General features: G+C 34.8%; 16 protein-coding genes (1 of these 16 running past the window's edge). All 16 read right to left on the reverse strand.

The window, feature by feature from the left end; genetic code table 11:
• Positions 1-300: the start of a lysine--tRNA ligase gene (gene lysS / locus HYI43_11400; GenBank protein ID UDI79115.1), read on the reverse strand. 1191 nt of this gene lie to the left of the window's left edge; only the first 300 of its 1491 coding nucleotides appear in the window; it begins with the start codon at positions 298-300; its stop codon lies off the left edge, out of view.
• 208 nt (positions 301-508) lie between these two features.
• On the reverse strand, positions 509-985 hold the full coding sequence (gene folK / locus HYI43_11405) for a 2-amino-4-hydroxy-6-hydroxymethyldihydropteridine diphosphokinase (GenBank protein UDI79116.1): 477 nt from the start codon (positions 983-985) through the stop codon (positions 509-511).
• A complete protein-coding gene (gene folB, locus HYI43_11410) occupies positions 986-1351 on the reverse strand; it encodes a dihydroneopterin aldolase (protein UDI79117.1) in 366 nt (121 codons plus the stop codon).
• Entirely contained in the window at positions 1329-2132 is an 804-nt protein-coding gene (folP, locus tag HYI43_11415; GenBank protein ID UDI79118.1) for a dihydropteroate synthase, read from the reverse strand. The genes folB and folP overlap by 23 nt, the downstream gene beginning before the upstream one ends.
• 227 nt (positions 2133-2359) lie before the next feature.
• Complete coding sequence (gene cysK, locus HYI43_11420; GenBank protein UDI79119.1) at positions 2360-3292, reverse strand: cysteine synthase A; 933 nt, start codon at positions 3290-3292, stop codon at positions 2360-2362.
• 204 nt (positions 3293-3496) lie between these two features.
• Positions 3497-4381 (reverse strand): Hsp33 family molecular chaperone HslO, encoded by an 885-nt coding sequence (hslO, locus tag HYI43_11425; protein UDI79120.1) that lies wholly within the window; start codon positions 4379-4381, stop codon positions 3497-3499.
• A 237-nt stretch (positions 4382-4618) separates the two neighbouring features.
• Positions 4619-6799 (reverse strand): ATP-dependent metallopeptidase FtsH/Yme1/Tma family protein, encoded by a 2181-nt coding sequence (locus tag HYI43_11430; protein ID UDI79121.1) that lies wholly within the window; start codon positions 6797-6799, stop codon positions 4619-4621.
• Between the two features lie 289 nt (positions 6800-7088).
• The gene (gene hpt, locus HYI43_11435; GenBank protein UDI79122.1) at positions 7089-7628 is read right to left on the reverse strand and encodes a hypoxanthine phosphoribosyltransferase; all 540 of its coding nucleotides are present in this window, start codon (positions 7626-7628) and stop codon (positions 7089-7091) included.
• Positions 7629-7631: 3 nt separating this feature from the next.
• On the reverse strand, positions 7632-8636 hold the full coding sequence (tilS, locus tag HYI43_11440; GenBank protein UDI79123.1) for a tRNA lysidine(34) synthetase TilS: 1005 nt from the start codon (positions 8634-8636) through the stop codon (positions 7632-7634).
• Complete coding sequence (locus tag HYI43_11445; protein ID UDI79124.1) at positions 8609-9037, reverse strand: RNA-binding protein S1; 429 nt, start codon at positions 9035-9037, stop codon at positions 8609-8611. Before HYI43_11445 ends, tilS begins: the two co-directional genes overlap by 28 nt.
• Before the next feature lie 126 nt (positions 9038-9163).
• Positions 9164-9562, reverse strand: coding sequence for a septum formation initiator family protein (locus HYI43_11450; GenBank protein UDI79125.1), 399 nt, complete (start codon positions 9560-9562; stop codon positions 9164-9166).
• A 20-nt stretch (positions 9563-9582) separates the two neighbouring features.
• The gene (locus HYI43_11455) at positions 9583-9861 is read right to left on the reverse strand and encodes an RNA-binding S4 domain-containing protein (GenBank protein UDI79126.1); all 279 of its coding nucleotides are present in this window, start codon (positions 9859-9861) and stop codon (positions 9583-9585) included.
• Positions 9858-11048 carry a nucleotide pyrophosphohydrolase gene (locus HYI43_11460; protein ID UDI79127.1) on the reverse strand — a complete coding sequence of 397 codons (1191 nt, stop codon included), beginning with the start codon at positions 11046-11048 and terminating at the stop codon, positions 9858-9860. The genes HYI43_11455 and HYI43_11460 overlap by 4 nt, the downstream gene beginning before the upstream one ends.
• On the reverse strand, positions 11045-12655 hold the full coding sequence (locus HYI43_11465; GenBank protein ID UDI79309.1) for a polysaccharide biosynthesis protein: 1611 nt from the start codon (positions 12653-12655) through the stop codon (positions 11045-11047). Before HYI43_11465 ends, HYI43_11460 begins: the two co-directional genes overlap by 4 nt.
• The gene (mfd, locus tag HYI43_11470; GenBank protein UDI79128.1) at positions 12645-16154 is read right to left on the reverse strand and encodes a transcription-repair coupling factor; all 3510 of its coding nucleotides are present in this window, start codon (positions 16152-16154) and stop codon (positions 12645-12647) included. Before mfd ends, HYI43_11465 begins: the two co-directional genes overlap by 11 nt.
• Positions 16151-16723, reverse strand: a complete 573-nt coding sequence (locus tag HYI43_11475; protein ID UDI79129.1) for an aminoacyl-tRNA hydrolase — start codon at positions 16721-16723, stop codon at positions 16151-16153. The genes mfd and HYI43_11475 overlap by 4 nt, the downstream gene beginning before the upstream one ends.
• Between the last annotated feature and the right edge of the window lie 91 nt (positions 16724-16814).

The raw sequence follows: 16814 nt of genomic DNA on the forward strand, positions 1-16814 counted from the left end.
TTCTTCACCAATTTGGTCTTTACGGACATAAATTTGGATTTGTCCAGTTAAATCCTGAACATGTGCGAAACCAGCTTTACCTTTACCACGTTTAGTCATTAAACGACCTGCAATTGAAACATGACTTTCGTCTTCTTTATCATGTAGTTCTTCTTTAGAGAATTCATCCCATTTAGACTTTAATTCGCTTGCAGTTGCTGAACGCTCAAAACGTTTACCAAATGGATCGATACCTAAATCGATTAATTCTTGTAGTTTTTGACGACGGACTTGCATTTGGTCATTCATTTCTTCTGACATAACTTTCTCTCCTTTTAAACTTCTTGTTTTTCTGATAGTTGTTCCATGCATTATTTTAGAACTTTTATAAGATATCTATCATTTTTTAATTCATTATACGTACGCTTTAAGTATATACCAATTATCTCTAGCATTTCCGCACTATAATTCATATTAACGACACATTATTATCATACCCATTTTAAACAATATAATTAAACATGCCTCATTACTTATACTTGATAACTGTATCGTCTGGCTTTACTAAATCAGAGATAGTTTTCTTTGAACGAGGTTCAATTTGTTTAGGTGCAATATCATTTAATGGTGTTAAGACAAAGGCACGTTCACTCATACGTGGATGCGGAATTTCAAGATTATCTTTTTCAATAATCCTATCCCCGTATAGTAAGATATCAACATCTAATGTTCTTGGACCCCAACGAATGTCTCTCACGCGATGTAATCGTTGTTCTGTTTCTAAGCATCTATTAAGAAGTGTTTGTGGTTCTAATTCTGTTTCAATTTCTAAACATAAATTTAAAAAGTTAGGCTGCTCTGTATAGCCTACAGGTGCAGTTTCATAAATAGGAGATATTTGTGTGACAACAATATCTTCCATACTATCAATTATTTCGATAGCTTCTTGTAATTGTTGCGCTCTATCTCCTATGTTACTTCCTAAACCTAAATACGCTTTTACCATTTAACGATTCTCCCTCACTATCTCTATACCTACGCCATTGTAATATCCTGGTATAGGTGGGTTCTCTTTAGTGATTCTGACTTTCGTTTCCATTACACGATTATAGTGTGAATTTATACGTTTTGCAATACGTTCAGCTAGATGTTCTATCAAATTACACGGTGGGCCTTCCACAATTTCTTTAACATCTTCAAACACTTCACCATAATGCACAGTATCAGTCACTTCATCTGATTGTCCCGCTTCTTTTAAATCCACTTTTAACGTCACATCCACGATAAAGATTTGGCCTATTTCGTTTTCAGCAGCTAAAGCCCCATGATAAGCATAAAATTTCATACCATTAAGAAAGATTATGTCGTTCATCTTCATTCTCCTTTAAGAAATCCATACTTTGACCTAATCGTGCATTCAATTGTACATTATGGACACGAACGGCTTTGACGCCTTTCATTATACCATAGGCCGTTGTCGCAGCAGTGGCTTCATCGCGTTCAATTGCCTTTGTTTCAGTACCAATCATTTCTTTAATGAAACGTTTACGACTTGTTGCTAATAAAATAGGATACTCCGTTGCCACAAGTTCATCTAAACGTGCCATCACTTCATTTTCCTCTTCTCGGCTTTTCGCAAAACCAATACCCGGATCTAACCATACTTTATGTTGGGGAATACCGGCCATTTCAGCTTTATTCGCCTGAGTCATTAAAGACAATAACATTTCTTCAACGACTGGTTGATCACGATGCCCATCACCATTATGCATTAATACAATTTCTGCATCATATTCTGCGACTTTGTTTAGTATTTCAGGATCATATAATCCTGCCCATTGGTCATTAATCATCGTTGCACCAAGTTTTAAACATGCTTCTGCTACTTCACTACGGTATGTATCTATTGAAATTCGAACTTTCAATTTAACTAATTCTTTTACTACAGGAACCACACGCTCAATTTCTTCTTCGACAGTGATTTCTGTAAATCCAGGACGGGTAGAAATGCCTCCTACGTCGATGATATCGACGCCTTCTTCTATCATCTCTTTAGCACGTGCCACTGCTTTTTCTACAGAATTATATTTGCCACCATCTGAGAATGAATCAGGTGTCACATTTAAGATTCCCATAATTTTTGTTTTAGTCATTTTTGTCACCCTTCGCTCTTTTTGAAAATGATATGTAGAACGATAACTACATTGTCTTAATATATACATATTAATGATACACTCATTTTCCAAACATTTCAGTGTTTATAATCGACAAAAAGATATCCAAAGCATTCAATCATTTAAATTAGATGTGCATTTTTCAAAAAGAAAACGCTAGTGAAGCAATATATAAACTTCACTAGCGCCAAAACTTTAACTTTAAATTAGTCGTCGAATGAATATAAAGGTGTAGATAGGTAACGTTCACCATTACTTGGTAATACTGTTACGACTGTTTTACCTTTACCTAATTCTTTAGCTTTTTGGATAGCAGCATGAATCGCAGCACCTGAAGAAATACCTGCTAAGATACCTTCTTCTTTAGCAACACGACGTGATGTTTCCATCGCTGTATCGTTATCTACTTTGATAATGCTATCATAAATGTTAGTGTCTAAAGTATCTGGTACAAATCCAGCACCTAAACCTTGTAATTTATGTGGGCCTGGTTCTCCACCACTTAATACAGGAGAAGCTTCTGGTTCAATCGCAACGATTTCAACATTTGGATATTTTTCTTTTAATACTTTACCAACGCCAGATAAAGTACCACCAGTACCTACACCAGCTAAGAATGCGTCAATTTGTTTACCTTCAAATTGTTCAACTAGTTCTGGTCCAGTTGTTAATGCATGGATTTCAGGGTTTGCTGGATTTTCGAATTGTTGTGGTTCAAAGTAACCATGTTCTTCTTTTAATTCTTTAGCTTTTTTAATTGCGCCTTTCATCGCTTCTGAACCTGGTGTTAAAACTAATTCTGCACCATAAGCTTTTAATAAGTTACGACGTTCAGAACTCATTGTTTCAGGCATTGTAAATACTGCTTTATAACCTTTAGCTGCACATACGAAAGCTAAACCAATACCAGTGTTACCACTTGTTGGTTCTACAATTGTGTCACCTGGTTTAATTTTTCCTTCTTTTTCAGCTTTTTCAATCATAGCTAATGCGATACGGTCTTTTACTGAGCCACCTGGATTTTGGTATTCTAATTTTACATATACATCTGCTGCATCTTCATCTACAACGTTTCTTAATTTTACTACCGGTGTATTGCCAATAATTTGAGTAATGTTATCTACTGGTTTTTGTGCCATTGAAAAACGCTCCTTTTACTTTCTTATTTAAAACTTAGTTTTTTTATCGGATATAACTATATTCTATCAGAATTTTCTAAAAAGACAAAGATAATTATACGCATACTGTACTTTAAAGTCCCATTTTATGATTACATTCATCATTTTCCCATAAAAAAAGACAATAAACACACACAGGTCTATTGTCTTTAGGATTTAATTTCATTAAGCTTGCATAGAAGCTAGTAATTCTTCTAATTCGCCTTCAGAATATTTATATTTATTGCCACAGAAATGACATACCGCTTCAGCTCCATGATCTTCTTTAATCATATCTTGAACTTCTGCTTCTCCTAAACCTTTAATCGCATTTAAGAATTTTTCGTGACTGCAATTACATTCAAATTGTGCATCCATTGTTTCTAATATTTGGACATTATTTTCACCTAAAATCTCATGTAAAATGCCTTCTGGTGTTAAACCTTGTTCGATTAATTTAGATACTGGTGTCATTTGATTAATCGCATTTTCTAATTTAGTAACCGTTTCTTCTTTAGCACCTGGCATCACTTGAATGATAAAGCCACCTGCAGCTTTGATTGAATTATCAGGATTGACCAATACGCCTAAGCCAACTGAAGATGGCGTTTGCTCACTTGTAGCAAAATAATATGTGAAGTCTTCACCTAATTCACCTGAAACAATTGGACTAGCCCCAGAGAAGTAATCTTTCATACCTACGTCTTTAACGACTTGAATTGAACCATCTGTGCCAACAGCACGTCTTACGTCTAATTTACCTTGCTCATTTAATGGGAAATGCGTTTGTGGTTTATCAACATAGGCGCGTACATTACCTTGTGCGTTTGCATCAGCAATAATGCGTCCAATAGGCCCTTTACCATCAACAGTCACTGTTAATTTTTGATCTCCTTTTAACATTGCTCCCATTAACAAAGTAGCGGTCATTGTTCGACCCATTGCTGCAGATGCTGTAGGCCATGTATAATGGCGTGTTTGTGCTTCTTGAACAGATTCAGTAGTCAACGCTGCATAGGCACGAATTTCTCCATCGAAAGCTAATGATTTAACAATATAATCATGTGTCATTTACTTCTATCTCCTTTATAGTATTTATTATTTATCTGGATTTTTATTATTGTTGAAAATGTGTATACTATTCATTTTTATCTGTAAGGATACTTATTCTACACCTGTTTAATAAGAATATGAAGTAACTTGCTTTAGCAAGAATACATATCCAATATATCACTTTAAGTATTAAAAAAATCTCCTTCGATTAAGGATGTTCACCTTAATCAAAGGAGATAATAATCCAATTCATTACTATCTATTATTTGGATTGTTTGGATCATTTGGGTTATATGGTTTGTCGATATTTGGTGATTGTTCATAACCTGTTTCATCTTCATCATCTGAAGCATCTCGACGACTATAATCACTATTTGAATCGTCACGTAGTCGATCATGACCAGCATGGTTGTCTCTACCATCTTGTTGATGATTTCTACGTTCACGCTCAATATCTTGATCTTCTCTACGGTCTTTTTGTTCGTCTTCACGACCTTCATCTAATTGTTCTTCACGAATGTCATCGTAAGATTTACCATATTTACCATCGTTATAATCTGAATCATCATCTTTAACCACACGTGCAGCATCATAATCTACTTCAGGTAATACACCGTCGTAGAATAATGAACGTATTTGTTCAGCTACTAGTGTTTCTTCAGTTAACAATGTTTTAGCAATAAGTTTAAGTTCTTTTTCATGTTCCAATAGAATTCGTTTACAACGTTCATATTGTTCTTTAATAATACGTTGAACTTCTTTATCAATTTCATAAGCGATTTGACCAGAATAATTAGGTTCACCTTGCATATCTTTACCTAAGAATACTTGTCCACCACCGCTACTTGAGAATTGTAATGGTCCAAGTTTTTCACTCATACCATATTCAGTAACCATAGAACGTGCAATTTGTGTTGCTCTCTCGAAGTCATTAGAAGCACCAGTTGATACTTCGTGGAAGTTAATATCTTCTGATACACGACCACCTAATAGACCACAAATTTTATCTAATAATTCAGGTTCAGTCATTAAGAAACGGTCTTGTTTAGGTAACATCATTGCGTAACCACCAGCTTGTCCACGTGGAACAATCGTTACTTTATGCACAATTTCAGCTTCGTCAAGTACCATACCAATGACTGTATGTCCCGCTTCATGGTGTGCGACGATATTACGTTCTTTGTCAGAAATAACACGTGATTTTTTAGCTGGACCAGCAATAACACGGTCAGTTGCTTCTTCGATATCACGCATGTCGATTTTATTTTTACCTTCACGAGCTGCAATTAATGAAGCTTCGTTTAGTAAGTTTTCTAAATCGGCACCAGAGAAGCCAGGCGTTCTTTGTGAAATCGCTTTTAAGTCAACTGTTTCATCAAGTGGTTTGTTTTTAGAGTGTACATGAAGGATTGCTTCACGACCTTTAACATCTGGACGACCAACTTGAATTTGTCTGTCGAAACGACCTGGACGTAATAACGCAGGATCCAAGATATCAGGACGGTTAGTCGCAGCAATCATGATAATACCTTCATTTTCACCGAACCCATCCATTTCAACTAATAATTGGTTAAGTGTTTGTTCACGTTCGTCGTGACCCCCACCAACACCTGCGCCACGTTGACGACCAACTGCGTCAATTTCATCAATAAAGATAATACATGGTGCATTTTTCTTTGCGTTTTCAAATAAGTCACGTACACGGCTTGCACCGACACCGACAAACATCTCAACGAAATCAGAACCACTGATTGAGAAGAATGGTGCGCCAGCTTCACCAGCTACGGCACGTGCTAATAATGTTTTACCTGTACCTGGAGGGCCTACAAGTAATACACCTTTAGGTATTCTTGATCCCATTTGTTTAAATTTCTTATTGTCTTTTAAGAAGTCAACAATTTCAATTAATTCTTGTTTTTCTTCATCCGCACCAGCAACATCTGAGAAACGAACACGACGTTTTTGGTTATCGTACATTTTCGCTTTAGATTTACCAAAGTTCATCATACGACCGCCACCGCCGCCACCTTGTGCTTGGCTAAGGAAGAAAATGAATAATAAGGCAATAATTAATACAGGAATAAGTGTAGTCAACATACTAATGAAGACACTTTGTTTTTCTTCTTCTTTAACTGTAAAATCTAGTCCTTTTTGGCTTTTTGCTTCACTTGTGATTTTTTGTAAATCTTTTTCGTTATTGTATAAAATAGTTGAAGAGTAATCTTCATCATTTTTTGTTTTACCACTTACCAAGTACACATTTTGCTCAGGTTGGATTTCTAGAGTTTTCAAATCTCCTTTATCCAATTTTTCTACAAACTGTGAATAGGAAAGTTGTTTCGGTGTATTACCGTTCCCATTTATGTAAGAAAATACGCCGAATATAATAACGCCAATAATTGCGATAACTAGCACATTGCGAAAAGCTTTCTGCATGCGTCATTTCCTCCTATTTCTATAATAAAGCTAACAAAAATTGTAACACAATAGGCCTTGTAAAGGCTAGCATTTCAACTTTTGTATTACTTTTCCATATTCCCTGTGTTATCAATGATTTTCGTCTGTTTTTCCTCTTTGAAAAGTTCTTTATTTTTCAATAAAAATAACCCTTAAATTAGAACGCAAATGAATCAATATAAAATGAGTCTACACCATATTGATAACTAAGTATAGTTATTATATCTTTGACCCTATTTAATATAATTTATACGTAAATAAAAGTCACTTACTTACTATAAATTTCCGGTTTCAAAGTACCAATATAAGGTAAATTACGATAATGTTCTGCGTAGTCTAATCCATAACCTACGACGAACTCATCTGGGATTTTTTTACCTACATATTTCGCTTCAATATCAGCTTTACGACGATTTGGTTTATCTAATAAAGTAACAATTTCTAATGAATTTACTTTTCGAGATTGTAATAATTCAGTGATAGATTTTAAAGTTGTTCCAGTTTCTAAAATATCTTCAATAATTAAGACATCTTTATTTTCAATAGAAGATCCTAAATCTTTTAAGATTTGTACTTCACCAGTAGATTCCATACCACCGTGATAACTTGAAACATCCATAAAATCAATTGCCAAATGCGTATCGATACGTTTAATTAAATCAGCCATAAACATTACTGACCCTTTTAAAATACCTACACATACAAGTGGTTTATCTTTATAATCTCTAGTAAGTTGTTCACCTAGTTCTTTACAAATATTTTGAATATCTTCTTCTGTTAACAAAATTTCTTTTAAATCATCTTTCATTGATCATTCATCTCCAATTTTTTTAATATCGATATGTTTATCATATGTGCTAGCAATAAACAAATTACCAACAGCAATAATATTATGTTGTCGATCTTCAATTAATGGCATACACATCCGTTCATCATTGTGAATTTTATTATCAATAAATAAGCGGCTTACTTTTTTGTGTCCTTTTTGTCCGTTAAGTTTAAACTTGTCTCCATCATGTCTTGTGCGTATAGTTAACGGTAAACTTTGTTGCTCAATACTAGGGTGAACTTTAATAATATACGTCCCAAATCGATATGTATTAGCATTTGTAACTATTTGTTCAGTCAGTATATCTGTCTCATTTTGCGCCATTATTATAAATTTATCATATGCAATTTGAATTATCCATTTTTCAGAAAGAGTTATCTCAAATTGTGCGATTTCACTATTGATTTTATGAAACCAATCGCGATAATTTTTTTCTGAAAATGTAACACCTAATTGTATTCGTTCAAATAATTGATCTAATAAAACCATTTGTGTGACTTCATCAAGTTGCTTGAAAGCATGACGTGAACATTGAAACTGCAACGACGCTTTATCAATTTCGAATTCACTATCAATAAATTGATTCACACGTTGATGTGTGAGTTGTAATTGTATATCATGCCATTCTTTTAACTTTAATAATTGTGTAGTATCAAGATCTGCATGACTATCAATAGCAGGCAATAAACGATTACGTATATCATTACGTGCGTATTTATTATCACTATTTGATTTATCTTCGTAGTAAGGTACTTGATGATGTTGTTGATAGCGGTATATATCTGACTTAGTTGTGTTAAGCAGTGGACGAACCATTCTATATGAATCTCGCCACGAACGCTCATCCATACCTAAGGAACTTCGCGTCGAACGTCCAGTGAATAATCGATAAAAAATGGTTTCAAGTTGATCATTTAAATGATGTGCAGTTATGAATACATTGGCTTCTAATTGAGTCATCATAGTATCGAACCATTCATAACGCATACGTCGTGCGAACCTTTGCCACCACGTCTTGATTCAGTTTGACGTTTAATAGAAGTTAATTTATCTTCACTATCTTTTAAGAAATTGCTTAATTTCTTTTCAAAATCTTCACCTTTTTGTTGAGGTGGTCTATTTTGATTAGATTTGTGTTGTGGTCTACGAGGACGGTCTTTTGCTTTTTTAATTGAAAGGCTAATTTTACCATCATCTGCGATTGATAAGACTTTGACTTCGACTTCGTCTCCAACTGATAAGTGATCTTCAACATTCTCAACATAGTTATCAGCTACTTCACTGATATGAACTAAGCCACTTTTCCCTTCAGGTAATTCTACGAATGCACCAAATTTTTTGATACCTGTAACTTTACCTTTTAGCTTGTTTCCAACTTCGATTGACATATTCTAAATAAATCCTCCCGATTTTGATTCGATTTTAACCTTATTATATTCCTGTTTTAGTATTTTCACAATGCTATAAAACCATATAATTCATACTTCTTTGCTAAAAATTTATTATGCTATTTCTTAGTCGCCATTGGAGGATTCAGACTTAGTGTTATTATCATCTTTATTAGGTAATTTAAATATAACTTCACCTTTATTACTTAAATAATAATCATCCCTAGCAACTTTCTCTATGTAATCTTTATTATTGAGGTTACTGAGTTCTTCTTTTAATGCAATTTCTTCATCTTGCTTCTTTTGGAATTGCTCTTCTTTATGCTTACGTTCCGTTGCGGCATGATCATTACTTTGCTTTTGGACGACAAGCATGATGGATAGAATGACAATCACAGCCAATAGTAATCCACCAAATACAGTAATTCTACGTCGTACAATGCGCATCTTTTTCTGTTGTCGTTTTTTCTTACGATTTTTCTCGGAGGTATATTGATTGCCAATTTCTTCTACCTTTTTACTCATAGCTTGTCACCTCCTTCGGTCTATTCTTCTTCAAATTGATTATTATTAATACGTTCTTCTTTAACTAATTCATACATGCCTTTAGCATTTTCTTTCGAAGCGTGTTCACTTAGACCGGTTACTTTAACAGTCACAAGCTTTTGTCCAAAACGAATAACTAACTCATCTTCTAATTTAACATCCGTACCTGCTTTAGCAACATTGCCGTTAACTGTAACACGTCCTTGGTCACTAATTTCTTTAGCTAAAGTACGACGTTTAACTAATCTTGATACTTTTAAATATTTATCTAATCTCATGAATCTTTCTCCCCTTGTTTCAAGTAATTTCTAAGGGTTTCCTCATCAAAATCCTTATTTTTGGTTTTATCATACAATGCCATGAAATGGTCTGCAAATACTTTCTCAAATTTGACGCGAGGCGTTTTGCCTTCTTTACTTTTAGCTGTTTGCCAAATGTCATGCAAATCTTCCATTGATTCTGCGTTTTCTTCTCCGAAAATGTGCGGATGACGACGTATCATCTTGGCATTAAGACTTTCTATAACTTCGTTAATATCCATGTAACCTTCTTTTTTACCAATACTCGTATGCAACAGAACTTGTAATAATATATCTCCAAGTTCTTCAATCATATGCCAGTCATCTTCATTATCAATAGCTTCAAATAACTCAAAACTTTCTTCAATTAAATAACGTTTAAGAGATTCATGTGTTTGAACACGGTCCCATGGACATCCATTGTCATCATCAACTAAACGATCAATCACTTCAACAGCAAAATCAAAGTCTTGATACTTTTCTTCTTCTTTAACTACTTTAGGAACGAAGACACTTGTTAAATTATTAAACACCGCTTCATCATGGTCAAGTTCAAACAATGGCACTTCAAGTACTTTCGCTCCTGTACTATGCGCTTCCGTAACAATTTGAACTAAGAAATCATCTGAATAGCGTTCCATCAATGTAATCTTGATGTCAGCCGCCATCATTGCACTATACACTTGTGTAATGAGCGTATTTGTTCGAATGTTTAACATTGTTGATTCTAATGCCGTCCCATCTAATAAAGTAAAACCATCATTAGGATCACAGTTTACTGCGCCAAATATATCATCGATAAAACTTTTTCCACCTAGTACTTTCACATCAACATCATCCTGTTGTGCATCATACTCTAATAATTTAGCAGTTGTTGTTTCTGCAACTCGTGGATGCCCTGGCACTGCATACACTACGTCACTCGTTTTTGCTTTTTCTATTAAAATATCAACAATTTGCTGATATACATCTTCAAAACTGTCATTTTCCTCATAAATAGTATCAAAACTTTCAAACTGTAGTTCATGTTGTAAACTACGAATCACTGGATGGTCGAGTGTACGTGCATAAATCAATTGCTGTTGATTTAAGAAGCGATATACACCTAACGGTAAGTCATCAAGATCATAATTGCCTAACCCAACAATCGTTATTGTATGTGTCATGAATGTCGTCCTTTCTTTATATGATATAACTTATCACCAAATGGCAAGTGTTTTAACTCTTTATATCCTAAAATATTAAGTTTCATTATCAATATTAATAATACGGCAACACCTATGATAGCTACAACTAATAGTTCTACCAACCCACCTAAACGTCCAGTCGGAGGCAATATGTGCATGACAAGTTGAATAATAATTGTCATCATTACTAATGCTGCTAACATTTTGAAAATAAAATGACGCATACGACTAAAACGATAATGTTTAATTACTTCATAATGTAATATAACAACAAAGAGTGCTAATGACAGTACTGTACTTATACTTGCACCAGCTATACCAAAGGAATGAATCATTAATACGTTTAATATAGCTTTAGCTAACAATCCTGCTACGATTCCAATTAAAATAGGGCGAATCTGATTAAGCACTTGCAATAATGCAATATCCATCATTATTAAGGATACACAAATGACCGTCAACATATAAAATCCTAATGTAAAACCTAGACTGTCTGTTTTAAAAAAGACATGATTCATCATAGGCAACAAATTAATGAGGCCGATACCAGCTGCTGCACTAATTAAAATTGTTATTTTAAGTGAAGCATTGGCATAACGATTCATTTTCACGTGATTATGGGCTTCAATTGCTTCGGTTAGCAAAGGAATAAGTACAAAACTAAATGTTGTCGTAACGATTAAGCCCATTTGTATAAATGAAGCGCCACGATCATATATACCTTTTTGCATAATAGCATTTTTAAAATGTAGACCGTAAGATTGCAATGTATGAACGACGGTAAAACTATCGATAAATTGCCATAGTATAACTAGTAACTGGCTCAATGCAAAGATAAGCGTGGACATAAGAAGTCCTTTCCACGGTATCGATAGTGTTTGGTTCTGCATTTTCAAAGGGAAGGGTTTAGTCATCATTAGAAATAGACTAGAGCCTAAGAACCCAAGTGCAGAGGCCAAGATAGCAATCGTTCCAGCTTGATAAATCGTCCAATCTTTCATCATGAACAACATAATTGCTATGATGATAAAACCTACACGAATAAATTGTTCTATAACCTGGGAAATAGCCGGAATATTCATTTGCTGTTTGTTTTGATAGAAGCCACGAAAGACACCAAGTACTCCGATAAACAAATAACTAAAACTGGCCATTCTAAGCATTGGTGCAAGTCGGGGGTCTCCCATTAGTATTGCAAGTGGATGTGCTAGAACCAAGATAGCTGCGAAGATGATCACACCTATCATTTGGAAACGTATGAGCACTTTTGAAAAAGCAGGTGCACTACCACTACTGCCAAGTGTTTGTGTAACCGCACTCGGGATTGCATTCATCGATAAAATCATTCCCAATGCAACAATAGGATATATCTGTTGATAAGCATATAATCCAGTATCACCAAGCACATTCTGATAAGGGACACGATAAATGGCACTAAGCACCTTTACAATAATAAGCGCTAAGGTCAAAATAACGACCCCATTGAAAGCTGCATGTTCTGATGTCCTTCTCTCTCCTACATGCTTTGAACCAGACAATTTCGACTTGTTTGCGTTCTCAGATTTAGACATGGATTTAAAGCTCATTTTCAATAACCATACTTCCTTCAAGACATTTCACTAAGAATTTCAAGTTGTCTAACCATTGTTTAGATTTAGTTAGCATTACATGCATTTTACCTTCTTTAACACCTAACTTCATCGCACGACCTAATGGTTGCGTCTGTTTAAACAATTCTTCTCCATTGATTTGTTCTGTCGCTTTAGTAGATAGAGAAACCTCTATTTGCTTACCTTTGTCTTTAATTAATGTCACACCAGCATATAACGCATGTATTTTAATCTCTACCATTTCTAATAAACGTTCAACTTCAACCGGATAGTCATTGAAGCGATCAATTAACTCATCTTTAATATCAAAAAGTTGTTCTTCTGTTTCAACTTTACGTAACTTTTTATAAATTTCAATTTTAGCTTGTTCATTTTGAATATATTCGGCTGGTAAGTAGGCATCCAGGTTAAGTTCCATTTCTACTTCTGGTGCATCAGGTTCTTCTTCTTTGATTCCACGTTTTTCATTAACCGCTTCTTCTAACATTTGTGAATAAAGGTCGAAACCGACAGAATCAATAAAGCCATGTTGTTGTTTACCTAATAAGTTTCCGGCACCACGTATATTTAAATCTCGCATCGCAATTTTAAATCCAGAACCTAATTCAGTAAATTCTTTAATCGCTTGTAAACGTTCTTCGGCAGTTTCTGTTAACACTTTATTGGCTGAATGTAGGAAGTAGGCATAACCAATACGACTTGATCGCCCTACACGACCTCGTAATTGATATAACTGACTTAAACCGAAGCGGTCTGCTTCTTCAATGATTAATGTATTGGCATTAGGGACATCTACCCCTGTTTCTATAATTGTAGTTGTGACTAAGATATCGTATTCACCGTTAATGAAACTTAACATAGTTTCTTCTAAATCACGTTCAGTCATTTGACCATGTGCCACTGCGATATTCGCACCAGGCATTAGCATTTGGAGTTGTTCACGCTTTTCATAAATAGATTGAACTCTGTTATATAGATAGAATACTTGTCCATCACGTGATAGCTCGCGTTCTAAAGCTTCTTTGATAAAATTACTGTTCTGCTCCAACACATAGGTTTGTACTGGGAAACGATTCTCTGGTGGCGTTTCAATAACAGATAAATCTCGCACACCTAGCATACTCATGTGTAATGTTCTAGGAATCGGTGTTGCTGTTAAAGTCAACACATCAACGTTAGTCTTCATTGTTTTAATACGTTCTTTATGACGTACACCAAAGCGTTGTTCTTCATCGACAACTAATAAGCCTAAATCTTTGTATTGAATATCTTTACTGAGTAATTTATGTGTCCCAACAACAATATCCACGTATCCAGATTTGAGACCCTCTTTTGTCTCTTTGACTTCTTTGGTTGAACGGAATCGACTAATCAACTCAATACGTACAGGGAAATCTTGCATACGTTCAATTAACGTTTCATAATGTTGTTGCGCTAAGATAGTTGTAGGCACTAGAAATGCAACTTGCTTCCCTTCCATTACCGCTTTAAACGCTGCACGCACAGCAACTTCAGTCTTACCATAACCAACATCACCACATAACAATCTATCCATTGGACGCTCACGTTCCATGTCGCCTTTAATCTCTTCGATTGATTTTGCTTGGTCAGGTGTCAGTTCATACGGGAAGTCCATTTCAAACGCATGCTGTTCAGCAGTATCCTCACCATATTGATAACCAACCGACATTTCTCTTTCTTTGTATAAAGCAATTAATTCATCAGCAATATCTTCGACACTTTGTTGAACTTTAGCTTTCGTCTTTTTCCACTCTGAACCACCAAGTTTATTTAACTTTGGTGATTTATCTTCAGAAGCGACGTATTTTTGTACTTGATCCATTTGGTCAACAGGTACAAAGAGTTGATCCGTGCCTTTATATTGCAATTTAATGTAGTCTCTGTGAACATCGCCAACTTCTAGCGTTTCTACACCTAAATAACGTCCCACACCATGGTGTACATGTACGATATAATCGCCTACATTTAAATCTTGATATGACTTAATCTTTTCCGCATTAGACATGGTCTTAGTACGTTTACGTTGTTTCTTCTGTTTCGTTTTGAAAAGCTCTCGCTCAGTGATAACAACCAATTGCATATATGGCAATTCGAAACCTTCAGATAAACTACCTTCTGTAACAATGGCTTGTCCACTTTGTATATCATTATGAACATGCGTCACAGTTGGAATATGCATCTCATTTAACATAGATTGTATTCGTTCAACTTTGGTTTCCGTCTCGACTAATACCACGATTGTATAGTCATTGTGTACATAGCGTTGAAATTCTGAACGCATGATATCGTACTGACCGTAAAATTGTTGCACAGGTTTACATGAGAATTTAATGATATGTTGTAACTGTACCGGCATCGAAGACGTAAACAATGTAAAGTAGGTAACTGGATAATTGCCTAATAATGTTTCAAAACCATCATATTGCATAAATGATTGCCCTATGAAGCCATTACCACTCTCAATTAGATTTTGAATAAAGTCATCCACTTCAGTTGTTAGTGTCTTTTCAGTTTCTTTAATACGGTTGTATTCATCGGCTACAATGATGGCATCCTTTTCAAAATAATCAATCAGTGTAGACGGTTGTTTATACATAAATGCTACGAGGCGACGTAACAATTGATGATCAAAAAATGTAGATTCAAAGAGTTTAAAACTTTCATATATCTCTTTCAAATCATTTCTTACTGATTTATCAATCTTAGGTCTCGTTTCTTCATACGCTTGTTTTAATTCAGTTTGTAAGTGTTGAATCACATCTTCTGTGATGACATAGTCACTTGCAGTAGTAATATCGATCTTTTCAACGTTATCGTTTGAACGTTGCGTTTCAACATCAAAATCACGAATCGAATCAACTTCCGTATCGAATAATTCAATGCGGACAGGTTGCCCGATTAACGGATAGATATCAATAATGCCACCACGTAGAGAGAATTCGCCAATGTGTGATACGACGCTCTCGCGACGATATCCCATGTTCACTAATTTATTTAAAAAGTCATCTACATCAATATCATCGCCCACTTGTAACGTCATCTGATGGTCTTTCCATAATTCTACTGGTGTTAGCCATTTTTTTAAGCCATTTAATGGAACGATAAATAACCCTTTCTCATTATGAGCTAATGCGGTTAGTGTTCTTACACGTTCACTCATAAGTTGAGGGCTTTGCGTTGAAAATTCTTCAGTCATAATATCTTGAACAGGATATTTATAAACATCTGAATCATTCACATATTGCAGAATATCTGTTTCTAATTTATCTGCTTGATATAAGTTGTTGGTGATTAACAACATCTGTTTTTTATCTTTTAGGTACTTTTCAGCAATAATCGTTGCCTTGGCTGAGGGAGATAGGCCGGTAACAAGAATATTCTCTTGACCAAAAACATCGTCTAGTTCTTGGAAGCGTTTGTCGTTTTGAATATAATCTGAAATGACTGTTCTCAATTGACTTCTCCATTATATTCATTCATTACATGATCAAAGCGTGAACTTTCGATAAATGCTTCAACGGCTTGTGCTGAATGTTCAATCACTTTGTCCATTGTCATCATTTCTTCTTTTGAAAATTTCTGCAATACATAATCCGGAACTGACATGCCATTTGTTGGTCTCCCTACACCAATACGAATACGTTTAAATTGATCTGTACCTAAATGTTTTATAATTGATTTCATGCCATTATGACCACCAGCACTACCTTTTTGGCGCAAACGAATGTGTCCTTGAGATAAGTCTAAATCATCATACAATACAATCAAATCATCTACGTCTACATTATAATAGTCCATTAACGGTCCAACAGCTTCTCCTGAAAGGTTCATCATTGTCATGGGTTCGATAAATAACACCTTATCGCCATTAAGATGTTCAATCGTGTAAGCTCCTTTAAATTTTTGTTTATCTAAAGTAAAATGATGTTTTTCTAAAATGTAATCAATTACTTCAAAGCCAATATTGTGTCTTGTTAATTCATAACGTTTACCTATATTTCCAAGACCCACAATACATTTCATACGCTGCTACCTCCATTGTGTTCGTTTTATACATTTATCTAAAAAGACGGGAACGTATATTGATTAATCATTATTCTATAACATTCCCTAT

The sequence above is a fragment of the Staphylococcus taiwanensis genome, assembly GCA_020544305.1.
Lineage (GTDB): Bacteria > Bacillota > Bacilli > Staphylococcales > Staphylococcaceae > Staphylococcus > Staphylococcus taiwanensis.